This is a genomic window from Niastella sp. sgz303648, from assembly GCF_059587045.1.
Genome location: NZ_JCAPSW010000002.1, coordinates 696,206 through 722,396 on the forward strand (window position 1 = coordinate 696,206; position 26,191 = coordinate 722,396).

25 protein-coding genes and 1 pseudogene are annotated in these 26,191 nt (G+C 42.7%); all 26 read left to right on the forward strand.

The features are described 5' to 3' along the window. Window positions 1-155 precede the first annotated feature (155 nt). The 26 genes and pseudogenes from AC59IL_RS07365 (at window position 156) to AC59IL_RS07490 (ending at window position 25,846) form a co-directional block, all read left to right on the forward strand. Entirely contained in the window at window positions 156-581 is a 426-nt protein-coding gene (locus AC59IL_RS07365) for a hypothetical protein (protein ID WP_496551458.1), read from the forward strand. A gap of 323 nt (window positions 582-904) precedes the next feature. Beyond that, window positions 905-1,195, forward strand: coding sequence for a hypothetical protein (locus AC59IL_RS07370; protein ID WP_496551459.1), 291 nt, complete (start codon window positions 905-907; stop codon window positions 1,193-1,195). A gap of 49 nt (window positions 1,196-1,244) precedes the next feature. Then, window positions 1,245-1,724 (forward strand): annotated as a pseudogene (locus AC59IL_RS07375) (RagB/SusD family nutrient uptake outer membrane protein); the annotation flags it as partial. Further along, a complete protein-coding gene (locus tag AC59IL_RS07380; RefSeq protein WP_496551460.1) occupies window positions 1,700-1,918 on the forward strand; it encodes a hypothetical protein in 219 nt (72 codons plus the stop codon). The pseudogene AC59IL_RS07375 and the gene AC59IL_RS07380, both read left to right, overlap by 25 nt. Before the next feature lie 314 nt (window positions 1,919-2,232). Beyond that, window positions 2,233-2,553, forward strand: a complete 321-nt coding sequence (locus tag AC59IL_RS07385) for a hypothetical protein (RefSeq protein ID WP_496551461.1) — start codon at window positions 2,233-2,235, stop codon at window positions 2,551-2,553. Between the two features lie 571 nt (window positions 2,554-3,124). Further along, window positions 3,125-3,628, forward strand: a complete 504-nt coding sequence (locus AC59IL_RS07390) for a hypothetical protein (protein ID WP_496551462.1) — start codon at window positions 3,125-3,127, stop codon at window positions 3,626-3,628. 183 nt (window positions 3,629-3,811) lie between these two features. Further along, window positions 3,812-4,078: a DUF4134 domain-containing protein gene (locus AC59IL_RS07395; RefSeq protein WP_496551463.1), complete on the forward strand. Its 267-nt coding sequence runs from the start codon at window positions 3,812-3,814 to the stop codon at window positions 4,076-4,078. 40 nt (window positions 4,079-4,118) lie between these two features. Further along, window positions 4,119-4,553 carry a DUF1896 family protein gene (locus AC59IL_RS07400; protein ID WP_496551464.1) on the forward strand — a complete coding sequence of 145 codons (435 nt, stop codon included), beginning with the start codon at window positions 4,119-4,121 and terminating at the stop codon, window positions 4,551-4,553. A gap of 20 nt (window positions 4,554-4,573) precedes the next feature. Further along, entirely contained in the window at window positions 4,574-10,147 is a 5,574-nt protein-coding gene (locus tag AC59IL_RS07405; RefSeq protein ID WP_496551465.1) for a helicase-like domain-containing protein, read from the forward strand. Window positions 10,148-10,157: 10 nt separating this feature from the next. After that, a complete protein-coding gene (locus AC59IL_RS07410) occupies window positions 10,158-10,553 on the forward strand; it encodes a DUF4133 domain-containing protein (protein WP_496551466.1) in 396 nt (131 codons plus the stop codon). Next, complete coding sequence (locus AC59IL_RS07415) at window positions 10,531-13,020, forward strand: TraG family conjugative transposon ATPase (protein ID WP_496551733.1); 2,490 nt, start codon at window positions 10,531-10,533, stop codon at window positions 13,018-13,020. Before AC59IL_RS07410 ends, AC59IL_RS07415 begins: the two co-directional genes overlap by 23 nt. A gap of 29 nt (window positions 13,021-13,049) precedes the next feature. Continuing rightward, entirely contained in the window at window positions 13,050-13,430 is a 381-nt protein-coding gene (locus AC59IL_RS07420) for a hypothetical protein (RefSeq protein ID WP_496551467.1), read from the forward strand. A gap of 86 nt (window positions 13,431-13,516) precedes the next feature. Beyond that, window positions 13,517-14,203 (forward strand): conjugal transfer protein TraI, encoded by a 687-nt coding sequence (locus AC59IL_RS07425; protein ID WP_496551468.1) that lies wholly within the window; start codon window positions 13,517-13,519, stop codon window positions 14,201-14,203. Between the two features lie 37 nt (window positions 14,204-14,240). Then, window positions 14,241-14,690, forward strand: coding sequence for a hypothetical protein (locus tag AC59IL_RS07430; RefSeq protein WP_496551469.1), 450 nt, complete (start codon window positions 14,241-14,243; stop codon window positions 14,688-14,690). Then, window positions 14,687-15,355: a hypothetical protein gene (locus AC59IL_RS07435; protein WP_496551470.1), complete on the forward strand. Its 669-nt coding sequence runs from the start codon at window positions 14,687-14,689 to the stop codon at window positions 15,353-15,355. Before AC59IL_RS07430 ends, AC59IL_RS07435 begins: the two co-directional genes overlap by 4 nt. A 23-nt stretch (window positions 15,356-15,378) precedes the next feature. After that, the gene (locus AC59IL_RS07440) at window positions 15,379-16,014 is read left to right on the forward strand and encodes a TerB family tellurite resistance protein (protein WP_496551471.1); all 636 of its coding nucleotides are present in this window, start codon (window positions 15,379-15,381) and stop codon (window positions 16,012-16,014) included. A gap of 29 nt (window positions 16,015-16,043) precedes the next feature. Next, a complete protein-coding gene (traJ, locus tag AC59IL_RS07445; RefSeq protein WP_496551472.1) occupies window positions 16,044-17,231 on the forward strand; it encodes a conjugative transposon protein TraJ in 1,188 nt (395 codons plus the stop codon). A 36-nt stretch (window positions 17,232-17,267) separates the two neighbouring features. After that, window positions 17,268-17,888, forward strand: coding sequence for a conjugative transposon protein TraK (gene traK, locus AC59IL_RS07450; protein ID WP_496551473.1), 621 nt, complete (start codon window positions 17,268-17,270; stop codon window positions 17,886-17,888). 66 nt (window positions 17,889-17,954) lie between these two features. Continuing rightward, entirely contained in the window at window positions 17,955-18,329 is a 375-nt protein-coding gene (locus AC59IL_RS07455) for a hypothetical protein (RefSeq protein WP_496551474.1), read from the forward strand. Window positions 18,330-18,347: 18 nt separating this feature from the next. Further along, a complete protein-coding gene (gene traM, locus AC59IL_RS07460; RefSeq protein WP_496551475.1) occupies window positions 18,348-19,634 on the forward strand; it encodes a conjugative transposon protein TraM in 1,287 nt (428 codons plus the stop codon). Between the two features lie 70 nt (window positions 19,635-19,704). Then, on the forward strand, window positions 19,705-20,529 hold the full coding sequence (gene traN, locus AC59IL_RS07465) for a conjugative transposon protein TraN (RefSeq protein WP_496551476.1): 825 nt from the start codon (window positions 19,705-19,707) through the stop codon (window positions 20,527-20,529). 66 nt (window positions 20,530-20,595) lie between these two features. Then, window positions 20,596-21,168 carry a hypothetical protein gene (locus AC59IL_RS07470; RefSeq protein WP_496551477.1) on the forward strand — a complete coding sequence of 191 codons (573 nt, stop codon included), beginning with the start codon at window positions 20,596-20,598 and terminating at the stop codon, window positions 21,166-21,168. Between the two features lie 32 nt (window positions 21,169-21,200). Continuing rightward, the gene (locus AC59IL_RS07475) at window positions 21,201-22,580 is read left to right on the forward strand and encodes a hypothetical protein (RefSeq protein WP_496551478.1); all 1,380 of its coding nucleotides are present in this window, start codon (window positions 21,201-21,203) and stop codon (window positions 22,578-22,580) included. Window positions 22,581-22,701: 121 nt separating this feature from the next. Continuing rightward, on the forward strand, window positions 22,702-23,241 hold the full coding sequence (locus tag AC59IL_RS07480) for a hypothetical protein (protein ID WP_496551479.1): 540 nt from the start codon (window positions 22,702-22,704) through the stop codon (window positions 23,239-23,241). A 42-nt stretch (window positions 23,242-23,283) separates the two neighbouring features. Beyond that, window positions 23,284-24,771 carry a hypothetical protein gene (locus AC59IL_RS07485; RefSeq protein WP_496551480.1) on the forward strand — a complete coding sequence of 496 codons (1,488 nt, stop codon included), beginning with the start codon at window positions 23,284-23,286 and terminating at the stop codon, window positions 24,769-24,771. A 4-nt stretch (window positions 24,772-24,775) separates the two neighbouring features. Then, entirely contained in the window at window positions 24,776-25,846 is a 1,071-nt protein-coding gene (locus tag AC59IL_RS07490) for a hypothetical protein (RefSeq protein ID WP_496551481.1), read from the forward strand. Window positions 25,847-26,191 lie beyond the last annotated feature (345 nt).

Below are 26,191 nucleotides of genomic sequence, written 5' to 3' on the forward strand. Positions count from 1 at the left end.
TGCTCATAAAATATCTATCAAGTGATTGAGAAATTAACTGGATAGTCAGTATTCGACAGACACATCAAATCAATAAAACCATGTTTTGCTATTTTAGGAATATGCCCATTTTATTGGTGGCCGATACCATTTAATCAAATTATATAACCAACAAAATGCTAAAACACTCTTTAATCCTTTTACTGTTCTTTACCAGTAAGTATTTAATTGCTCAGAAGACTTCGGAAAACAAATTCAAGGAAGATGGTGTATATGTATCATTACATGCCGGTCTTAGTGTAGATCGAATGAAAACATCGGGTTACTTGATAGACTATTTGAAATTTGATCACCCAACGCAACTTTACCTCTCTGCTGTAGTCGATTGGGATATGGGGGATATGGATGAACTTAAGGGCTTTATACTCCGAGCTGAAGTAGAATATAAACCATTGCACTCGCATGCAAGCGGGTATGCAAATAGTGACAGATATGATGAATACGAGATAAAGGCGCGCACCATTGCACCTGTAGTTTTAGTTTTATATCGTGTTCCTTGGCGGTGGAAACTTCGGCTTATGGTGGTATTGGTGCAGGTATGATGTTGTCAAACGTTTCCAAGAACACGCTGACCATTCACTATAATAAACCATATTATGGTACACCCACCCAGGTATACGAAAATAATTTTGACCTTGACGAAAACAATTATGTGGTAGTTTATACCGCCGGCTTAATGTTTGGTAAGCGGTATGATTTAAATTGTAGGTTTTGGAGAGCAACATGGAGCCGTCCAGACGATGTGCATCATCAACTCAAAAACAGATCTATAATGCTATCTTTTGGATATAGGTTTTAACTATAACCAATAGTTGACATAATGATCTAAGCACATTCATAAAATTAAGTGTAATAAAAACCGGTTATGAACAAAAAAACCTTCCTGGCTTTTTCACTTTTATTATGGACGGCCTGTATAAAGCAATCTGATTTAGAACAAATTCCCGATAGTAGTTTGGCCGTAATGACAAGTATGGACGATGCTCAGGCCATACTTGACAATACAAATGTGATGCGGGTAACACCAACTTTGTCGGAGATCTCGGCAGACAATTTTTATGTCCCGGATTCCAGCTTATTTGACATGGTAGAAATAAATACTTACCTGTGGAAGAAGGATATATATGATACGAAACCAGTAAGGGGACTGGAATAAATCTTACGAACAAGTATATTATGCCAATTCTGTCCTTGACGCATTTCCTTCTTTATCAACCAACAACCAGGTTCAGACAAATCGGGTGTTGGGCAGTGCCTATTTTATAAGGGGATATGCTTTTTTTAATGTTGCATTGCAATTTGCAAACTTGTACGATTCAATGACTGCTGAATCAACACCTGGTATCCCTTTGTGGTTAACACCAGATCCCCTTCAAAAATCGGTGAGGGCAACGGTGGCGCAAACCTACCAACAAATAATAAGGGATATAAATGAAGCAACTCGCTGGCTACCAGGAATACCAGATCCTTCACGAAAGAACCGGCCATCGTTGCCCGCTGCCTATGCATTATTGGCCAGAGTGTATCTAAGTATGAACGATTTCCAAAAGGCCAAGTTATATGCCGACAGCTGTTTGATGATTTATTCAGAACTATTGGACTATAACAGTATCGATACTACTTTAATTAATCCGTTTAACAGAAATAACGTAGAGGTCCTTTGCAAGATGCATCCGGAGCATTAAACGACCTTGTTACCTTATTAAAGAGCCGGTGGAAGAACGGCGCTTATATCTCCCCTGCTGTAAGTACACCTAATGACGTGCTGCAGCTCGTATTGACAGAGCGGCGGAAAGAACTGGTATTTCGAGGGCTTCGCTGGGCCGATATCCGCCGGTTGAATAAGCAAGGAGCTGCCATTACCTTACAAAGAATATAAAACCAACAGGTATACACCCTTCCACCGGGTGACATACGATATGTATTGCCCATTTCGCCAGATGTTATAGCCTTTAGTGGAATGGAACAAAATCCCCGGTAAGACGTCACAATTTTAGTTCACCATTTATTTGCATGTATTAACGCCCTTTTGATCCCATAGTATTTTTTATTTTTTTGTTACAATTCGATTTGTCCAAATCTATATTTCGTTTTGACCGGAACAAATACAAGAATTTAAAGCTTATTTTTTACATCGGACTATTATTCACTCTTTAAATTGAATTTTATGAAATACTGCTTAAACCCATAAACATGTCAACAATACCAGATCTGGAACTTAACAAAATAATAAAAATACAGCTGGCAGGTCGGGACAAAGATGCACTCAGTATCATATTCAAAAAGCTATCAGATCCCGAAATGGCAATCATTGGGGAGACTCATATTGAGGCATTTTATAAGATAGAGCAGCTATTGAAGGAAATCAAATTTTATTCGGAAAAACCTCTCACGGTTGAAGTAAAAGACGACAACAAACGAATTAAAGGAAGCCTTAAGACCCAGTATTATGATAAAGAATACATTACAATCATAGCTTACAAATACAGAAAGCCAAAGAACAAAGCGGTATAACATGTGAGATATTTTTTTGTTTTATCGAAACGGGAGTCGATACAATCATTCTTTGAGCGGGGGAAAAACCCATTATTATTGCGTATCTGATAATACCAGATAACTACTCTGACAATTGTTTCATTATCCCTTGTTGTTTTCTGATAATTACATGCTCCAATCACGCTTGCTAATCTGTAGAAAATACACACTAACCCTGGCAAAACGATTATCTAAATAACCAAAACCGTCATCACGATTAAGTGACAAGTAGGCCGCCGGAAGGATTTTTGAACAGCAACAGTTCATCATTACTACCGCACACAGTCCGCCTCCTTGGTTGAAAATATGTTTAGCCTCCCTGCTAACCAAGTATCTCACTTCTTATCTCCACATTAAGAGTTCTACTACTGACTGCCCAATTGTTTTCCTCGATATGGTCAAATCGAATCTCCTACTACGAAAAGTGCGGGACGATGGCGCCTGCGCATATTTATTTTTCCCATCTGGGAAAAATCTGTGAAATGTCGCTTTCACGGCATAGCATATTTGCCTTGTCAACCGGATTCAAAAACAATCTAAACAAGCGCAGATGCTGGAAAACATTTCATGGAAGCAATTCTTTGTATTTGTCGGCTGTATGATAGCGGTGTACTACATAGTGCTGTTTTTCATGCTCGCCAAAGAAAAGTTAAAGCACAACCGCCAACCACCAGAAAAACCTCCCCCCAATGGCGGAGCCGGGAAAAGAGTGTGGCAGGTAAAGGATCCTGCAGGAGAACCTGCACAGCCTAAGTATGATGAAAGTGTGTACATGGACAATATGCCACCTCCGGAAAGTATGGAAGAAGAAGGTAAAGAGTTTGACGACCTCGAAGAACTTTCTGCCGGCATAGAACAAGTATTATACGAGGGAGAAGCGGGCATAGAAAAGCAAGTATTGCTGACCCGCCTACGCTCACTCATTATGAATTACCATCAGCTCAACAAACTGCCTTTCAGAGTAGCTATTAATAATGTAATTATCCAACGGTCCAGGCAACAATGCAATATATCTCTTACAGAAGCGGAAGCAGGACAATTGTGGGAGAATTGATGAGCAAAGACAGTTGCTGTAATGATGGGTTGAATATGTGAAGAAGGAAACAGCAATTAAGAAACCCTGCAATGCCGAGAATGAGCAGTGTGACAAGTGAAAGCAGGGTTTCTTTCACTTTTAAATGGATGTGTGATGAATAGGAATTGTGTTGTAAATCGGATATATATCTCAGTTGGTTTAATGATAGCATGTGGTGCTGAAACAATGGCACAAACAGCAGGAGAAGGATTCACCAATGCTACCAGCCAGGTAGTAACATATTTTCAAAAGGGTACCACGCTAATGTACGCCATAGGTGCGGTGACCGGAATTGTGGGAGCTATTAAAGTGTATAACAAATGGAACAACGGCGACCAAGATACGGGCAAGGTGGCGAGCGCGTGGTTTGGCAGTTGTATATTCCTGGTAGTAGTGGCTACTATTCTGAAAGGATTCTTTGGCGTCTAACCTAAATTGTTATATCGTTCATTCATAATATATCATCAAAATGGAAGCACTTTTAAAGATAAAGCTACACGCTTATCTCATTGAAAATAATCCTGATTTGCTTGTGCATCTACAGGAAGAGAATAAAGTGACTGCCTACCTGGAAGAAAAAGTGAAGTCTGTACAGCCATTATTGGATCGGATTATAAGTGAAAGCGAGCAGCCCTATATGATAGAAGAACGCTGTCTCCACGAAATGACGGCAGACCTTAGACCGTCAAAGTATAACTATATCCGTATGATACTGGAAGAAGAGTTTGGTCCAGACTTTTCATCGAGGGATGAAAACGGCATTTTGGTGTATGAAATTATAAACATCATTGGCATTTGCAACCCTCTCTTTGAAGCATATCAATTCTCCGAAGACAACCACGACAACCGGGAACTTTACTATACGGTTACCGGCACCATAAACGAGTATCTGGAAAACAGGTGAAGTATTGAAAAAGTGTGTATATGGCTTATAACACCGCAAAGAAATTACAGGATAATATAACCGCTATCCGGGTGTTGCTGGAAAGTGAAACTGGTAAACCAATGCCGGATACTGATGTGCAGGTATTGCGCCGTTACAGTGGCTTCGGCGGTATAAAAGCTATCCTGTATCCTTATGGTGATATTCCATCCTGGCAAAAACTGGGGGCCACAGAAGATGATATACGGTTGCATGGTCAGATAACAGAGTTGCATGACCTTTTAAAACGGGATCATCCTGACCGCCGCTACCATGAACTGGTGCAATCGCTTAAAGACAGTGTGCTTACTGCTTTCTATACTCCTTCCGTGATACCGCAGGTGCTGGCTACTGAACTGACCATGTGCCGCATACCACCTCATCGAATATATGAGCCAAGCGCGGGGGCAGGTATATTTATTACCGAAATGCAATCACCGCATTTCAACCTGCAAGAAATTACAGCAGTTGAAAAAGACCTGGTTTCCGGCCTCCTGCTTACTAAAAGCCTTTCCGTATTGCCTGTGCACACCACTGTTCATACCTGTGGATTTGAAGAAGCGCCGGTAAACGACAACGGGAAGTATGATATAATAACGAGCAATATTCCTTTTGGCAATTTTTCAGTTTATGACCCTGCCTACAGAAGCAGTGCGCTTTCGGGAAAAGTACATAACTATTTTTTTGCAAAAGGGCTTGATAAAATCGGTGATGGCGGGTTGCTGGCATTTCTTACTACTGATGGCTTTTTAAACAGCCCTTCCAATGAGGCTGCCCGCCAGTACCTTTTTATGCGGGCTGATTTTGTAAGCGTGGCGGCGATGCCGGACAACCTTATGAAAGATACCGGCAATACAGAATCGCCCACGCACCTGCTGATTGTGCAAAAGAACACCGGCAAAAGCGGATTTTCACCTGAAGAAGAGTTGCTCATCAGTACAGTAGCACAGCAAAACGAGCTGGGCCAGTATTTTCTCAATGGTTATATACATCAGCACAGGGAGCTGATTATCGGGGATGAAATAAAACAGGGTAAGAATCAATATGGCGAAGCGCACATGGAAATATGGCAGCATGGCGATATAAACCAGGTTGGCGAATCACTGTCCCATATTGTAAGCGAAGGGTTCACAAGCCGCTTTGACAAGGGTGCGTTTTACAGGCTACAGGAATCATGGAATAAAAAGCAGGCCCCGAAAGGCAAACAGTTTTCTTTTTTAGCCGTTCCTGAAGTAAAACAGCAAACTACTGTAGCACAGTTAGGTTTATTCGATACCGCCCCGGCTGAATCTATTAATAAGGCCACCGCATATATAACCGATACCGACGAAAAAACAGTGCAGAAGCAAACCGGCAGGTTGGTTAGCTCCATCACCACGTCTGCGCAACCCGACCATGAGATTTTGGTATTAATTACTGCTAAAAGCAAGACCAATAACCAGTACCTGTATAAACTGTACTCCAATGTGGGCGAGCTACAGTTTGCTGCGAAATGGATGCAGGCATCGCAATTGGGCGCCACCCTACAGGAGCTATCTGCTACGCTAAAGCAATATGATTATCAGTATCGTTATAATGGTGACCTAAGCCTGCAGGCGATGTTTGGATTGAGTGAGGATGGCCCTGCAGTATTTACAGGCTTAAAGGATTACTACAGGAATGGTACGCTGGTCATGTATAGAGGTAAGGCCGGTATAATACAGGATGTGGACAAGGAAAATGACCAGGCGAGCTTTCAGGCTTTTGATGATGGAGGCAAGCACCGGAAGTTGTATGAACAATATGTGCAGATCCGCGACAACTATTTTGAATTGTTCGGAAAGGAAAAGGAAATCCGGGGTGTGAGGTATGACGGACTAAGGAAACGGCTTAATGATTTATATGATGAGTTTACAGGCGCTTTTGGCGAACTCAATGACACCGGCAATAAAAGGCTTATCCTGAATGATGATGCATTCGGCCTGATGATGCTTTCCTCACTGGAACGAAAAGAAGGAAACGGGTATACAAAATCCGATTTGCTGCGTGAAGGGTTGCATACAACGCAGGAAAAGTTTGTAACGGACGACCCTAAAGAAGCGCTGGCCCGCTGCCTGAACGACAAAGGTTTGGTAGACCTGCACTTTATAAGCAGCGCCATTGGTAAAGACGAGCAGGAGACTATCCGCATATTAGGAGAACATATTTATATCAACCCTGCAAGCAATCACTGGGAAACCTCGGATGAGTATCTGAGTGGTAATGTGGTAGAAAAACTGATTGCCTCCAGGCAAAAAGTGGAGGAACAACCAGGCAATGAGCAGTACATGCGAAGCCTGTCGGCTATTGAAAAGGTACAACCAGAGAAAATCCCATTTGATATACTTGATTTTAACCTCGGTGAAAGATGGATGCCCCAAGATTATTATTCACGGTTTGCATCGCAATTATTTGATTTGAAGACGACCGTTTCATATTTGAGATCCGTGGACAGTTTTAAAGTGGTCACAAATGGTCAAAATCCTAAAATTACCGAGGAATATGCGGTAGACCCTAAAGGCGGTCACAAAATGTATGGGTATACCATTCTTGAACATGCGCTTGAAAACACATCGCCTTTTTTTTCCTATGAAATAGAAACAGTAACAGGGGATAAAATCCGTGTGCCGGATAATGATGCCATTCAATTGGCTAACCGGAAGATTGAATCTATCCGTGAACAGTTCATCCAATGGTTGCGTGACCTACCAGAGAATGAACAGCAGGCCCTTGAAAAGCTCTATAACGATACCTATAACTGTTATGTGCTGCGGGAGTACGATGGCAGTCACCAACAGTTTCCGGGGCTTAATAAAGAAGCGTTGGGTATTGAAGACTTATTCAGCTCTCAAAAAAACGCTGTGTGGCGTATTGTACAAAACAGAGGTTCTCTTATAGACCATGAGGTTGGATTGGGCAAAACGCTTACGCTTGTGGTGGCCAGCCAGGAAATGAAACGCCTGGGCATTATTCGCAAACCAGCGGTCCTCGCATTAAAAGCCAATATAAGACAGGTTGTAGAAACGTACCGCAAAGCATATCCACGCGCCCGTATACTGGCGCCAGGTAAAAATGATTTTACCCCCGCTAACCGTCAACGGCTCTTTTTTGAAATTAAAAACAACAACTGGGACTGCGTGATTATGACTCACGACCAGTTTGGTAAAATACAGCAATCGCCCGACATACAACAGCTGATTTTTCAGCAAGAGCTGCATAACCTGGAAAAAGACCTATACACGCTCAAAGATTTGGGTGAAGGTCAAATAACCAAACGCCTGCTCAAAGGGCTGGAAGTTCGTAAAAAGAACTTGCAGGTGAAGTTGAAAGAAGTGTTGCACAGTATTGAATCAAAAAAGGACAGTGACATTTTCTTTAATGATCTCGGAATTGACCACCTGTTTGTGGATGAATCGCACAAATTTAAAAACCTGACTTTCACTACTCGGCACGACCGTGTAGCCGGTTTGGGCAACATGGAGGGCAGCCAGAAAGCGCTTAATATGCTCTTTGCTGTACGTACCCTTCAAGAGCAATTCAATGCTGACCTGTGTGTAACCTTTCTATCAGGCACGCCTATTTCTAACAGCCTGACGGAAATGTATCTAATTTTTAAGTATTTACGGCCCAGGGAGCTGGAAAGGCAAAACATTGAAAACTTTGATGCCTGGGCAGCAGTATTTGCCCGGAAGACAGTAGATTTTGAGTTTTCGGTTACCAATGAAATTATTGCTAAAGAACGCTTCCGGCATTTTATCAAAGTACCTGAGCTGGCTTTATTTTATAATGAAATAACGGACTATAAAACCGCTCAGCATATCAAACTGGATAAGCCTGAGCTTGATGAAGAGCTGGTGAATATTCCCCCTACACCTGAACAAAGGGATTTCATAGAACGATTAATGAGGTTTGCAAAAACCGGTGATGCCAGTCTTATCGGCAGGCCGAAACTTTCCGATGAGGAAGATAAAGGCCGGATGCTGATAGCAACCAATTACGCTAAAAAAATGGCGGCAGACATGCGGCTGGTTGGTGCGCAGTACAGCGACCATCCGGGAAATAAAGTGAATATCTGTGCCAGGAAAGTAGCGGATTTGTACCACAGAGGCAGCGAACATAAAGGCACACAAATAATTTTCAGTGACATTGGCACTCCCAAATCGCATGGGTTTAATATTTATGATGCACTGAAAGATAAACTTGTAAGTGACTTTGGGATTCCACCACATGAAATAACGTTCATCCATGACTGGTCGGATGAAAAAAAGATCGACCTGTTCAAGAAGATGAACCGTGGTGAGATAAGGATACTCATTGGCAGCACCGATAAGGCAGGCACAGGGCTCAATGTACAAAGAAGGGTCATTGCCATGCATCACCTGGATATACCGTGGAAGCCTTCAGAACTGGAGCAACGCAATGGCCGTGGCGCCCGGCAAGGTAATGTACTGGCTAAAGAGCACTATGGCAACAAGGTAAAAAACTATATCTACGCTGTAGAGCAAACGTTGGATAATTACAAATTCAATTTGCTCAAAAACAAGCAGACTTTCATTAGCCAAATGAAAAATTGTGCACTGCATACCAGGACTATTGATGAAGGTGCAATGGATGAAAAAAGCGGTATGAATTTCAGCGAATACATTGCTGTGCTTTCAGGCGACACTACGCTGCTGGAAAAATCCAAACTGGAAAAGAAAATAGCGGTAATGGAAAGCCTTAAAGGGGCTTATTTCAGAGAGCTTTCAAGATCCAAAGACAGGTTGAACTTCTTATTCAGGTTGCAGGAGGAAGCGACGTGGAAAATAGAACGATATTCAAAAGACCAGGAGTTGTATAAAGGCCAGCTTTACTATGAGAAAGACGGGACCAAAGAAAATCCTATCGAGCTTGCAGGATGTAACAGTGCGGACAAGGATACGCTGGGCAATTATCTCATCAAATTATACCAGGACACACAGGTACCTGTTGGTACCCAGGAGATACATAAAGTAGGTACGCTTTATAGCTTCGATTTGTATATGAAGGTCAAAACAGTGATGAACGACAAGAGTATTGAAAGCTATCACAACCTGTTTGCCCGTAGCGCCGCCACCTCACTCAATTATACCTACAACGATGGGTGGCTGAATGTGGACAATCCCAAGCTGGCAGTGCGCCATTTTCTAAATGCTATTGACCGGGTAGACAGTTTGCTGGAAGAACAGAAGAAGAAACTGGATACATACCAAAGAGACATTGCAATGGTGCAGGATATTATTGCCAAGCCATTTGACAAAGAGGAAGAATTAAAGCAGTTGAAGTCTGCGCATGCAACACTGGAAAGGGAAATAGCGGTGAAGATAAAGGAAAAGCAGATGGAGCAGGAACAAAAAGCGAAAGAAAGTGACAAAACTGAAGTGGAAGAGGTAGAGGTATCACATGAATGGGAAACCGAACCAGTGGTATCCCTTAGAGAGACGATCAGTGAAATACAAAAAGCTAACCCCCGAAGAATACAATTTGTAAGGATGATAAGGGAAGGTGACGAAAAACAATCAAATGGACTGGGAAAATAAGTGATGAAGCATGGCAAGTGTGTATGAGATTAACAAGGGAGTGAACAAAGCGATAGAGTTTAAGGGATTGAAAGCACAGTATATCGCCTATCTGGCGGTAGGGCTTGTGGGTTTACTGATCCTTTTTGCGGTAGCGTATATAGCAGGGGTACCGGTGTATATAAGCCTCGGAGTTATAATGGTGCTCGGATTTGGACTCTTTACATGGGTCGGGAAGTTCAGCCACAAGTATGGTCAGTATGGTTTGATGAAAAAGGCTGCGTATAAACGGATACCCCCTGCTATTGTCTGCCGCAGCAGGAACAAGTTCTTTGACATGATAAAAGTGGAGGTGAGAGATGGTAGTAGTGATAGTAATGGCAGTAGTAGTGATAGCAGCGTTCATGCTTCAGCTAAGGGAAGATAAAACAGGCGCAAAACAGCTTGAAAAGCTGTTACCTGTGTACAAAGTAGAGAACGGAAGTGTAATATCAAAAAACGGGGATGTGACCGTAGTGTTCCGGCTGGAGCTGCCGGAGATTTTCACGTTGAGCAACGAGGAATGTGAAACCCTGCACCACAACTGGGTCAGGGCAATAAAAGTACTCCCTGTCCATACAGTGGTGCATAAGCAGGATTGGTTTACCAGAGTCAACTACCAGGCTGATTTTAGTAATCCTGACCAGAGCTTTTTAGCTGGTTGCAGTGAAAAGTTTTTCCACGAACGGCCTTTCCTGGATCACCAGTGTTACCTGATGATTACCCGTAAAGCTGTAAACAGGAAACCTGCAAGTTCAGTGTTTTCCAATTTGCTCAGATCTTCCTTTGTACCACCCGACAGTATAAGCTCAGTGTTTTTAGAAGAATTTCTTAATAAGGTGGGCCAGTTTGAAAAGTTATTGGGTGACAATGGTTTTATTAAGGTAAGGCGATTAAGGGAGGAGGAGATAGCCGGTACTGCACAAAGCACAGGATTATTGGAGCGTTATTGTTTTCTACTGCATGAGCAGCAAAAGCCGGTAATAAAGGACATTGTTTTTAAGCCGGAATGGAAAATTGGTGAACAATACTGCCAGCTATATGCGATGAGCGATGTGGAAGATTTACCGGCGCTTTGCGGCCCGCGAATTACCTACGATAAATATAGCACTGACAAGACCAAATTTTCAGTAGGCTTTGCGGCGCCCGTAGGCCAGTTATTGTCCTGTAATCACATTTATAATCAATACCTGTTTGTAGATGATGCGCAAAAAACGCTGAAGCGGATGGAAAGCAAACGGAGGCGTTTGCAATCATTGGCAGCTTACTCGCGGGAGAATGCCATTAGCAGGGATGCTACCAACGCCTTTTTAAATGAAGCTATCAGCCAGCAGCGGTTGCCGGTCAAAGCACATTTCAATTTGCTTGTGTGGACCGACCGGCGCGATGAACTGAACGAGGTACGCAACAAGGCTTCTGCTGCGCTGGCGCAGATGGATGCAGTACCCCGGCAGGAAGTGAAAGGAGCGCCGCAAATATTTTGGGCCGGCCTTGCAGGCAACAGTGCGGATTTTCCTTGCAATGACACATTTGACACTTTTGCGGAACAGGCAGTATGCTTTTTTAACCAGGAAACCAATTACCGTTCATCGGTTAGTCCTGTGGGTATCAGGTTGGGTGAGCGGATAACGGGCAAGCCTGTTCTTGTGGACATTAGTGATGAACCTATGCAGAAGGGTATCATCACCAATAGAAACAAGATGATATTGGGACCAAGCGGATCAGGGAAATCCTTCTTTACCAATTTAATGGTAAGAAGCTATTATGAACAGGGAACGTACATTGTCTTAATTGACGTAGGACACTCCTATAAGGGACTTTGCACATTAGTGAATGGGTATTACTTCACATACGAAGAAAAAAATCCTATTCGGTTTAATCCTTTTTACCTCACAGCAGGCGATGTACTTGATACGGAAAAAAAGGAGTCCATTAAGACCTTGCTACTCGCACTTTGGAAAAAGGACAACGAGGAATTTAAGCGCAGTGAATATGTGGCTTTGTCTAATGCGCTGACTGCCTATTATGAATACTTAGATAAAGACAAAAGCATTTTCCCGTGTTTCAACAGTTTTTACGAATACCTGCAGGAACATTACATGGCTATCTTGAAAACGGATGGTGTGAAAGACAAAGATTTTGATGCCGATAACTTTATGTACGTACTCCGGCCTTACTACCGAAACGGGGAATTTGACTATTTACTGAATGCGACAGAAAATCTGGACGTACTGCATGAGCGCTTTATTGTATTTGAACTTGATAACATTAAAGATCATCCGATTTTGTTTCCTGTCGTGACCCTCATCATTATGGAAGTGTTTATTTCCAAAATGAGGAAGCTGAAGGGGGTGCGCAAGATGATTTTGATAGAAGAAGCGTGGAAGTCAATCGCTAAGGAAGGCATGGCGGAATATATTAAGTACCTTTTTAAAACAGTCAGGAAATTCTTTGGTGAAGCCATTGTGGTAACGCAGGATGTCGAGGATATTATCAGCTCACCTATCATCAAGCAGGCGATTGTGAATAACAGTGATTGTAAGATTTTGCTCGACCAATCAAAGTATCAGAACAAGTTTGGCCTTATACAGGAACTGCTCGGGCTAACCGAAAAAGAGAAGGCCCTGATTTTAAGCATGAATAAAGCAAACGAACCCGGCAAAAAATATAAAGAAGTATTTATATCTTTGGCAGGAGTTTTGAGCAAAGTATACCGCACTGAAGTCTCCCCGGAAGAGTACTATACATATACCACGGAAGAAAGAGAAAAAGTCAAAGTAGCCGAATTTGCCCAACGTTTCGGCAGCATGCAAAAGGGCATAAAAGCCTTGGTTGCCGAGCTTCACCCTTCATAACATTCATTTTTATCACCAAATACCTTTATATGAAAAGAAAATTGTATGTAATGTTTTTTGCAGCTTTTTCTGCCGGTTGCCATATGGGTAGCCAGCCTGCTGAATCCCTTACAGGTCAATATGTACGTTATACTGCTGACCAGGCCGGTAAACTATGGGATACACTTACACTTTCAAAAGTGCAAGGCGAAGCGGAAAACCTGATGGCAATCGTCAATACCAGTGGAATACAGTATAATGACGAGAAGGGAAAGCCCCTGCCTATGGCTCATAAAACGAAAAAGTGGACGGCTGTATACGACCCCAGCGCCCATACACTGAGTATACAGGATATAGGCGACTTGTATTCCGTGGATATGAATAAAGGTACCCTGAGTAACGGTAAAGTAACATTTACCAAAGTAAAGTAAGTTGTTGATTTATTATACGGTATGTGAATGCCCGTGTGTACACGGGTGAGGAATCTTATTGTTTGAGGTGAATAAAAATTGTGTGTATGAAAAGTTGTGTATGGAAATTATTCACGGTGGCCGTGGTGACTTCGGCTGCTATTATGTATAGTGGTCCTGCGAAAGCACAGGACCCCGTTACTGAAGCTATTAAAGCGGCAGTGAAAAAAGCAATTAAAGCTATAGACCTGCAAATACAGCGTCTCCAAAATGCTACGATTAAGCTACAAAACGTCCAGAAAACGGTTGAAAACACCCTCTCCAAACTGAAACTACAGGAGATTGCCGACTGGGTTGAAAAACAGCGGCAATTATACGCTGATTATTACGAAGAATTATGGAAAGTAAAGGCTGCGGTAATGTATTACCGGGAGGTAAAAGCCATTGTCCAGAAACAGGTGTACCTGGTAGATGAGTATAAAAGGGCTTATGGGTTATTCCAGCAGGACAAGCACTTCACTTCGGATGAAATCAAATACATCGGTGATGTATATGTCGGCATGCTCGAAGAAAGCCTGCACAATATTGATCTGCTAATGTTGGTGGTCAATTCTTTTACTACACAAATGAGTGATGCTAAACGAATGGAGCTTATTGAATCGGCCTCCAGTAAAATAGACAAAAACCTGGATGACCTGTACCGCTTCAATAATAGTAATGCCATGCTGAGCCTGCGCAGAGCAAAAGACCAGCAGGAAATTGACGTGGTGAAGGCAATGTACGGTTTAGAGTAGTGATAACTGTGATTAGAGGGGGTATAAATAGCGTGAGATGGACGACAAGACAAAAATTGAACTGTTATTGCAGGAACAATGTGAACTGCTGGCAAAAAAAGGATACACTGAAAAAGACCTGCAATCACCTACGCCAGATGGTCACTTGATGAACGAGCTAAGAGAAAACCTGATGAAGGTGTATTATCCACCGGCAAGAGAAACCGGTATCAAAGCATTGCGGTTGGGAGTGACCGGGTTGTTCAGGAGCAAACGTGATGTGGTTGATTTTAAATTGAACTTTCTTTTTGATTCGGCACAGAAGCAACTACAGCTTACCAGCGTGGAGGCACACCATAAAGGGCTTTGGAAGATGCAGGTATTCATGCATCCGAAAAATTGCCCTACCCCGAAGGAAATGTATGATTTGGTTCGTCCGAAAGTACGAAAGCCAAAGCCAAGAATAATTAGCGAGGATTCGACACAACAAAAAGGACAAAGGTTATGAAGGCAAGTATTAAAGCAGGAGGATGCAAGGCAATATTATTGGTGTTGGTATGTGTAAGCCTGCAACCGTTGTGCAGGGCGCAAACCTGGGACGAGTGGTTTCGTCAAAAAAAGGCGCAGAAAAAGTACCTCCTGGAACAAATCGCAGAGTTACAATTATACATTGGTTATCTCGAAAAAGGTTATAAGATTGTGCGTGATGGCTTAAATGCCATCCACTCTATCAAAAAGGGGGAGTTCAACCTGCACAATGCTTTTTTTACTTCTTTACAAAAGGTTAACCCTGCTATACAGGAGTTTGCACGTGTGGCCGATTTTATATCATTGCAGGTATCTATTTATAACACTTATAGTAAAACGCTGGCAAATGCCAGGGCCTGCGGACAATTCACTGCTTCGGAACTTGATATCTTTTACAAGTCATTCATGCAACTAATGGATGAGGTAATGCAAACGCTGGATGACATGGTACAAGTCACTACGGATGATAAACTGAAAATGACCGATGATGATCGCATAAGGCAGGTAACTGCTTTACAAAAGCAGTGCTTACAGCAGCAAACCAATGTGCTGAAAATGCAAAACGAAGTGCATCTAATGGCCCGCCAGCGCATGGCGGAAACCATTGAGATTGGCACATTGCGGAAATTGTACGGTGAAAAATAAGGCTTTTAGAAGAAGGAGGGAGTATGAAGTATTGTGTAAGTGTGGTGATGATGTTGGCGCTGTTGGTTACAAACCCATGCAGGACATATGCCCAGGAGGAAGAAATACAGCAATTGATACTCGACATTGAGAAACTTAACCAGTTCAGGCAAATCCTGCAGGATATGTACGATGGATATAAGATCCTGGAAGGCGGTTACAATAAGATAAAGGATATTGCCAGCGGCAATTTCAAGCTGCATCAGGTATTTCTCGATGGGCTGTACCTGGTGAATCCTGCTATCAAAAAATACCACAAAGTGGCAGATATTATCCAGTATCAATTTGTGCTCGTCAAAGAATACAAAGCGGCTTTTGATATGCTACGAGGTTCGAATATGTTCAACAGCAGCGAACTCGATTACATATCCGGCGTATATAAAAATCTGTTTAATGAAAGCGTCGGTGACCTTGATGCATTGTTAATGGTCATAACCGCGCAGACTTTCCGTATGTCGGACGATGAACGGATACAAGCTATAGACAGGATATATAATGGTATGGAAAGCAAATTGCTCTTCCTGCGGCATTTTAACAGTTCGGCACATTTGCTGGCATTGCAACGGCTGAAGGATTATGGCGAATTGAATGGGCTGAAAAGTCTGCATGGAGTAAAGTAAGGTGATAAGTGATAACGAAAGGAGGATGTATGAAGTGGAGAAAGAGTATTGTGCTGGTAGCAGTGGTGATAATAATGCCTTTTGTAGTGCAGGCGCAGGTGGCAAACGAAATACAAAGCCTGCAGGACGTGCTTAAAAAACTGTATAAAGATCTGCTTCCGCTTTGCGACAGCCTGATTGGTGTAGGCCGGGCTATTGGCGGATTTGCGGCTACCTGGTACATTGCCAGCCGTGTGTGGAAAAGTATCGCAGCAGCAGAACCCGTGGATTTCTACCCGCTATTTCGGCCATTTGCCTTGCTGATGGCAGTCGGGTTGTGGCCTGCCGTCATTGATATTTTTAACGGGGTACTACAGCCGACGGTAGATGGCACTTCGCTGTTGGTGAAGAACAGCAATCAAACGGTAGCAGCTCTTTTGGCCCAAAAGGAGGCAGAAATTAAAACCACCACCAAATGGCAGGCGCTGGTAGGCATAACCGGTGAAGGCGACCGGGACCTATGGATGCAATATGCCCATAAGGATGAGGTAGGTAAAGAAGGGTTTTTTGGAGAAGTCAGCAACAGCGTGGAGTTTGCGATGGCTAAGATGAGCTATAATTTTCGCAATTCCATCAAGCAGGTAATTGCCATTGTGCTACAGATTATCTACGAAGCAGCCTCGCTTTGCATTAACACATTGAGAATTTTCAAGCTAATAATTTTTGCGATCATCGGCCCGTTGGTGCTGGGCTTATCGGTTTTCGACGGCTTTCAGCATATCCTGCAGGTATACCTTGCCCGATACATCAATGTTTTTTTGTGGTTACCCATTTGCAATATACTGGGTGCATTGCTGGGAAAAATCCAGGAAAATATGCTCAAGATTGACCTCACGCAGATCCAGCAGAACGGAGATACTTTTTTCAGTAGCTATGATTTGGGTTATATCATTTTTATGATTATCGGCATTATTTGCTTTACTACGGTGCCCAGCATTGCGGATGAAATTGTATTTGTAGGTGGCGGCGGCGGGATGCAGCAAAGAATTACAAATATGTACAGTCGTAGTTCTAATGCGGTGACCTATGGAACGGCAGCCACAGCGACCAGCATGGTAGGGGATGTATACAGCAATATACGCAGTATGATGAGCGGAGGCATGGCGGCATCCGGTTCAGGTGACTATTTTACTGATAGCAACAGCCATATGCGCAATAAACTATCAGGAAACGGATAAGTAAGTGATTGGATTAGTGAAAAATGGAGGTAGGATATGTTTAAACAACTAAAGAATATTGAAAGCGCATTCAGGCATATAAGGCTATTTAGTTTTATACTCATTCTGGCAGCCGTGCTGCTTAGCTGTTATTCTATTTACAAAAGCTATGCATTTGCAGACAGGGTACAACAGCAGGTGGTTATACTACCGGACGGAAAAGCCATGCAGGCAATCATGAGTACCCGAAAGGATAATATACCTGTAGAGGGTAGGCGTCATGTAAGGGATTTTCATACTTATTTCTTTACACTTGCGCCCGACGACAAGGCAATTGAAGAGAGCATAAAGAAGGCTATGTACCTCGCGGATGGTAGCGCCAAACGGGTGTATGACGATTTGAAAGAAAATGGCTACTACTCACAGGTCATCAGTTCCAATATCAGCCAGGAGCTACAGGTAGACAGCATTGTGGTACAGCAGGAACGTCATCCTTATTACTTCCGGTTCTATGGTAAGGAACGGATTATGCGCCCAATGTCCGTGACTATCCGAAGCCTGATTACGGAAGGCTACCTGCGCGACCTGCAAACAAGAACAGACAATAACCCTAACGGTTTTTTGATTGAAAAGTGGGCCATCCTGGAAAACAAAGATTTAAACGTGCAAAAGCGATAAACGATGTGGTTTTGGAGAAAAAGAAAAAAGGAGCACAAGGTGCAAGCCGCTGTACAAAACTATCTGATGCAAACCATTTTAAAGGTTCAGCGCAGATGGGCGGATAAGATGCAACAGATTGAAAGCAAGTGGAGCATTCGCCGGAAGAAAACCTATTGCATTGTTTTTTGTGTATTGTCTGGTGGTTATAGCGTATTTGTATTAATGCAAACGTTCATGAGCAAAGCGCCGGAGGTGTCGGTGATGCAGGTAACTACCCCCCAAAAGATAGCGTTACCACCTTCGTCGGAAGCGTTGCCCCGGTTGTCTGTGAGCCATTTCCGCAAAGTCATTGACAGCCTTTCACTAACTACAGAAGGGAGGCAGCAATTGCAGAATTTTTTTCAGCACCGGCCTGGCATGGTGGACAGCCTGAAGATGTTAGAAAAATGGGTTCATTAATAATTAAATGTGTGGAGTATGAAGAAGATGGAGAAGAGACAACAACAATTGTTATTGATAGTGCCGCTGCCGCTGGCATTCTTTGCTGCCCTGCTATTTTATGGCTTAGGTGGTGGAAAAACTAAAAAGGGAACTGGTGATGGTAAATTGGGTATTAATACATCGGTACCTACTACCAAAGCGGACGGATCCACTGCACTTGATAAGCTAAGTATTTACATGCAGGCCGACCAGGACTCGGCAAAAAAGGCTGAACTGCTAAGCAAAGATCCCTTTTTTCAGCAGACGCCTGGACAAACGCCAGCACAGCCAGCAGCGCAGCCGTATATGCAGGAAGCACCCGTAAGCCCCTTTAACGTGAACGCGCAGGCAAGGTCAATGAATGGTCTGCAACATTATAGCGATTCCAACGAACAAAAGGTAAGGCGCAAACTGGCGGAACTGCAAAAGCAGCTGCAATCAAATACTGATAATAATACAGTAACGGGCTTCCGTAATAATCCTATTGCAAGCCTGCTTACTGATACTGAAAAACCCGCAATCCCGCCTGACTATTCACCGCTTATTGGTCAAACGTCTAAAAAAGCGCCAGATCCGGAAATGGAACAAATTAACGGCATGCTTGAAAAGGTGCTCGATATACAACACCCGGAAAGGGTGAAGGAAAGGTTGCAGGAGGTTTCTGTAAAAGAAAAAACGAAGGTTTTTCCTGTACAGGCACAGGAAGAACCCATCATTACTGATTTGTTTAAGGGCAGGGAAATGGCTGATTCGAATAATCGGCAGGGTAATATCAATAACCGCTTTTATGAAATGTCGGCCAATACCACTGTGAGCAGTGCAGGCAATGCTATAGCAGCAGTAATTCATGAAAACCAGAGTGTAGTAAGTGGGGCCACTATTAAATTAAGGCTGGAGCAGGATATGTACGTACAGGGCACACTGATACCTGCCGGCTCTTTTGTGCATGGGGAAGGTAAGTTGAGCGGCGACCGGTTTCTTATAGACATTAAGAGCATCCATTATGGCAACTCTGTATTCCCGGTGCATTTAGCTGTGTATGGACTGGATGGGCTGGAAGGCGTATTAGTAGACGGTGCAATAAGCCGCGAAGTAGCTAAGCAAGGTATTGACCAGGGCCTGCAAAGCATGCAGCTCACCAGCCTTGACCCATCGTTGACTGCGCAGGCAGCTTCGGCAGGCATTGAAACGGTGAAAACACTGCTTAGTAGAAAAACACGCCTTGTAAAGGTATTGCTCAAAGCCGGCCACCCGGTTTTATTAAAGGATAACAGTGGTCAGTAGCTCTTTGATATTGTTATTGCTATATTAAAATACGTGAAGATTAAAATTGTGAACTTAAAAACAGGAAGATATGAAGCAAATGTGGATGAAGGGATTGATGGGATGGATTGCTATAATGAATGTGATGTATGCGACGGCGCAGGATTCAACAGCTACACCCAAAAAGGACACCATTGAAGTGTGTTTCAACAAAACTACCGTGTTGATTTTTCCCGAAGCGATTGAAGGTGCAGACTATGGTTCAGATGACATCTTAATAAAACCTGCTGCAAAAGGAAGAGTGTTGAAGGTGAAAGCAGCAAGGAACGATTTTAAACCGACGAACCTTACAGTGTTTACTGAGGGCGGTAAAGTGTATTGCGCCAGTGTATGCTACCGGGAGTTTCCGGCTCAGCTCGTGTATAATTATACCGGTCAGCCTGCTTCTGCTATGACTGATATGGCTGGCCGTATGACTATGCCTGAAATAAGGGAATGCGCCGCTTTAATAACAGAGGCCAGCCCGCGTGCAAACCGTCCCAGGATAAATGACTATAAAATGCGTCTTCAATTTCAGGGCACATTTATTAAAGATAATGTACTCTTTTTCCTTTTCGACGTACATAACAAAAGCCATATTCCATATGATATAAGCTATACCAGGTTTTTTGAACAGGACCGCGTTCAAACCAAAAGAAGCACCAATATGGAAAAAGAGCTGCAACCTGTGTATTTGCATAATGCTACAGATGGTTGTATACCTGCAAAGGGAAACAGTAAAATAGTGGTGGCCTTTGACAAATTTACCATTGCAAACCACAAATATTTCACTGTGCAGCTTTTTGAAAAAAACGGCGACCGCGAGCTGAGCATGCATATACGGGGCAGTCACATATTGGAGGCCGCACGATTTTAGCAGTCAGTAAGCATACTTGCATTGAGGCGAACGGCACCTGATTATTACACTTAAAATTGATGGGATATGCAAGCAGAAAATAAACAAAGTAGTAACTTGGAAGCAGCCCTGCAAAAATGGGAAGCTCAGCAGCAGAAATACATACAGCGTTATGGCAGTGATGTGGTGAACGACCGCGAATACCAGAAAGTGCAAATGGAAACGCTCAGGGGTATCCACAAACAATTTGGAAATGCCCAATTGAGTTTTGAAGATAAAATGGAGTTACGGATACAGAAGGGACGAATCAATCACATGAACCGTAGGCTTTATCCTAACCCCATAGTGCGGGTGGCAAGATCTGCCGTTCGCGTTGCCACTTCACCTCTGAAAGCGATATTAATAGACCTGCCGGCCAATATTGCTTCTTATTTTTTCAATAACCGGCCTGCAAAGGGAGTCGATATATTGTCAAATCCCCGGCAACAGCAGGTACAGAATAGCTTACCGGTACAAAATGGCTTACCAGTAGGTGGCCCGGATATGGCCCCTAGGCAAATGCCCAGTGTTCGCATACCCGGCGACGATACTGTACAAAAAAGAACCCATCATTCAACCCGTACTGTTGCTTCTGAAAACGGCAAATCACAACACCTGTAATTATTTTTTTTTCATAGTTAAAAAGTTTTGTTATGGAACAGAAAAAAGTGGAGCAGTTGCTCACCCGAGTGGAAAAAATGGGATTTAGCCCTGAAGTGAAAGAACAGGTACGCACCAACCTTGAAAAAGGGCTTACTGAATTTGCGGCATACGACACAGTTCTCTTTGGCGAGGACAGGATAGACAGGATGGACTACCAGCTCAATTTCGGGCTTAGTAAAAAGAATGATAGCCTCGATGTGTATCTCAACTCAGTGGATACCATGCTGCAAAAAGAAGTAGCTGTACCACATATGATAATAGGTGATATAGACACAGTCAACATTGAAAGGCTATTAATGAACAAACCACAGCCTGATAATGTACATCCTGGCAATATGCAGGACTTTGAACTGGCTAAACATGACCACCACCAGATGGTGCAGGGCAATATGCAATGGCTGATGCAGCACTCGCCGGATACATTTAATGCCCTGATTGTAAAACACAACCCGGTGATTGATTTCGACATTCCTAAAGAACTAAGAGGTCAACAGCAAGAATTGCAATCTGGTCTGGTGAAGGCCAATACCTTTTCTACCTATTATAACCTGACTGTGCTGGAAATGTACAGTGCAATGAACGAAAGGCCCGTTTTAAAAACATTGTTCAAAACTAAACAGGATAAAGAACAGGTGCCGGCGGAGGGAGAGCAACAGGAAAATCAACAACAAATTAACAGGACATTTAAAACATGGGTAAAAACCGATTTTGAAAACCGTGGCCCGGATGGTGTTGCTGAAATCAAGTTTTACCCTCCTTTCAATTTGCGGGAAAAATTGCGTGAGTACAATTTTGAAGAGCTAAAAAGCATGTATACCCGCAATGATGTAATATATTATCTTGAAAAGGGTAGCCAGGTAGAACTTACCAATCTGAATAAAACGGGAGATCCCAAAATTTTGATGGAAGTGGATGCGGAGTTTAAAAATTTTATTTTCCGCAAACTGACAGGCGAAATTATCCATAACCATAAGCCCTATTTGAAAGAGCAGCTAAGGGTAGAAGTAGGTACCCATGTGAAATTGTCAAAAACAGATGATCCTACCGCCCGTAATGTAAAAAAGACTGTTGATGAAACGCAGGAACAACGGGCCAACCGTTTCACCCAGTTTAAAGAAAAGGCTGCTGCTACACATACAGGTAAAACCACTGACCAGCACAATTTGCCGGTAGGACAATCGCATGCCGCTGCAAAACCTGAGCCGGCTAACGGTAAAGATGTACAGGGCAACACTGTAATGCCGGATGGTGACTCTTCAAAAAAAAACAATAACAACAAACCCGGTGACCAGCAACTGGTGAAGCCAAAAGGTAAAAAAAATGACCGCGTGGTACAGGAAGATGGAGCGAATCAGGGGTTAAGGCGATAGGGTCGGCGATGGGATGTAATGATGAATTGTTATTGAGCGTAGGCGGACAAATGCTGCTGAAGACATTTTTATAGATGCTATACAGCAGCATTTGTACTGCTGATTAATAAAATTACACAACATGGGTGGAGTAAGTCAGGAGCCTGGAAAATTTATGGTTGCACTGGAAGGGCTGGATATGCAAATAGGGACACAATTTTCAAATAAAAATCCGTGGCATTTTAACCTGCGGCAGGAATATACTTCTTTGAAAGAAGCGTTCAATATCCTGCAGCAATTTGAGGATGCATTTTACGATCAGAAACTTGTCAGTGAAAATAATCTACCACGCTTTATTCAATCTGCCGCCATCTTCGATAAAGAGTACTCATTATTATTGACGAAACGCTTTGCCCGGCTTACGGATTCTCCCTCGCCTGGCGGCGGCATTTATATAGAGCTGGATTCTAAAAAATTATCACCCCAACAATTGCAGGAACAGACCGGGTTTGTACTACCAGCAAACGAATATAGCGGGCCATTAATGGACTTTTACCTTATTGTACCGGCTACGGCGCTACGTCAGAAATTTCAGCAGGAGGGTTCTGTTAACACGCACCGGCGCCAACGCCACAATAAGAGAGAAATGGGACCGGACAAGGATAAAGGTATTTCCCAATAGTCTTATTTAAAAAACAGTTTAATAATCATTAGCGGATTGGATATGAAGGAAAAGTTTGATTATGTATTGAAATTGCAGGTGGTTGACTGTACTCTTTCCGATTATGCAAAACCGGGGCAGCAATTTATTCACCAGGATCTATATTTTACCGGTTTGCATGATGCATTTGTGGCCCTTTTAAGGCATGACTTTCGGGAGTTCAATAAAAAGGCTGCGGTAGAAGCTGAATTAAACAGATATATTGAATCAGCCAACATACAAAAGGTCGGTGGGGATATCGTAGTGCAGGTGCTGCCTTATGGCTATGAAAAAAACAGGCTACTGCGCCTGCCGGAAGGTTTGTACCTGCATTTTCCTCAGACAATTGGGCATTTTCAAAAACAGACTGGTATCCTGTTGAGTGATGACAGGTTTTTTGATGTGAATGCTAATTATCTTCAACTTGTATCATACGGACAAAGTAATGACCGATTTGTTGTACCCAGTAATATTTCCAACCTGGTGGCAGATTTCGAGATTGAACATCTTCGAGCGTCGCACCAGGAATACGGCTGGAATTACGCCGTGCATCTACGGGGTAATCATAATACCGTCTATTTGGACGATGAGAAAAGGTTAAATGGATGGCGTTTTCACGAAGTATGGCATTACAAAGAACTAAACGGAGCTTTTAACCAGCTATCCCAAACTGAACTGCCTCTTTTGCATGGATATGTATCTTTTTACAACCAACTGCCAAAACACATTTTTGAAGCCCAGATTTCTGACCGTTTTAATGTGCCTGTCCTTTCCATTGACACAATGGAAACCCTAATGTTGGATAAAGGCCATGACAAGACGCCTTTAAAGGGTTTATATCTCCAATGTAAACGTCAGCCTCATGTATTGGAAAAAGAGCTTAACATCCCACTTATTTCCTTACTGAACATTGAACCTAGCACCAATGTAGCATTGATTGCCAGTTATGACCGGGCAAAGCCGGTATTGTCACCAACTGCCGGCTTTGAACAACTGACAGCGCTTTTACAAAAAGAAAATAATGATATAAGCCAGCAATCTTCATACCGGCTGGAGCTGCACCGGGAGAGTTTTGCCGGTAAAGACCATCTCGGACAACTTGAAGTGCTGAAAAGGAACTATACCAAAATCGATGAAGCCATACAGGATCTCTGCAATATTAACCCTGCACTATTCAATAAAGAAGAAGCCTACAGGCAGCAATCGCTTGTCTGGATTAAACAGGCCACTATTTTGGATACAGCCAGTGGAAGGTCAATGATTGTACGTGAGGAATCACAAGTAAATGATGTCAAAGGTGATTTGGTCAAACTGTATATGAACAGTATTTCCATAGAGGCATTGAAGGCCGTTAGACCTTATATAACGGTAATGGAACTGCATGGTTCACCATATTTTTGCTTTGGGAAGGTCAATTCTGCCACTCAGCGAAAGGAGCTATCCAGAAAAAGCATGCATGCTGCGAGACATTTGCTACCGGAAGGAAACCATGTACATAATAAGTTAACGTGAGGATATGGATAAAGAGAGAACATATACACTTTTGCTGGATAAGGTTGACTTTGCGTATAATGATAGCGGAACGCTCCGGAAACCGCCATTGGTAGAGATTTTTCATTTTGATACATTTCCGGAAGCATTCAACAGGTTTTGCGCTATTGATGTTCACCATTATGATGAAAAAGCGGCTATACAAAAGTCATTAAAATATTACCTCGAAAATGCCTGCATATATGAAATAAAGAGTAACAAAGCGGAAGTGCCTTTATTGGAGGCATACCAAATAAAAGATCCCAGGAAGGTTTTAACCTTTCCTTCGGGTGTATATTTTCTTTCTTCCCGCAAGTTGGGCTTTCTCGAAACGTATCCCGATATACGGATAAAGGAATGCACAGGGTACAATCCCAACCAAATAATGATGATGGTTGCGTTATATGATTATAAAGAAAATAAACTGCTGATAGATCCAGGGTTTGAGCGATTGCAAACGGATGTTCGATTGACAAGCAGTCCTTCCCTGAAAAAGTCTATGCAATTTAGCGTTACTAAAACATCACAGGTATTTGACATGGAATTGCCTTCACAATATCACTACTACGGTATGTTGAAAGAAACTTCATACAGTAACAGCCTGCACGAAGCATGCTATAAACTATTAAAAACAGATATGGATTCAATTGATCATGTCATAGCCTATGCCAAAAATAAAAATGAATGGATTCATAAGGTGTGTATTCATGATGACCAGGGCAACGAACTGGTGAAACTGAAGGCTAATCGTTATGGAAGTGTGAATGGCAATCCTGAAAAGCAAGGTTTATATCTTCACTTCAATAGTAAAGTAAATTCCGTATATGTTTCCCGCGCCAAAGAAATTCTTTCTGTAAAATCATCAGCTGATTCAGTTATTATAGCCGAGTATTCAAAAAATAATGACCAAATGGTTTTTTCCTCTCCCTGGAACGAAGTCATTGGACAAATAACAAAAATCCAGAAACATCAATCAACTGCTATCAAACGAAATCCACTCTCTTTATCTGAGCGAATTATCAAAGCAAGCAAGGATAATGGATTAAGGAGAAGGTAATGGATACACTTAATTTAAAAATACTAACCCGAAGAGGAAGCAGGCTCTGCAGGAGTGCAACCTGCCAGCAATAGGGTTAGTCACGGGGATAAGCCCAGGTGGCCTTCTGGTAACGGAGGGCCATTTTTTATCTCTGTGCACATGGCTTTAATAAACTCACTTTCTACTATTAAATCTTGCCTACTGATACGGATGGCAATTATTCGGCCTGCCGGAAGGCAAAGATATTGGCTCACACAGAACGGAAGTCAAAAAAATCTCCACCGCAAGCTGTCATGCCAGGCGCCTGGGCGCGCTCTCTTACCAGCCTTCTTCGCATTCTTCCGGCTATAGCACTATGCTCAG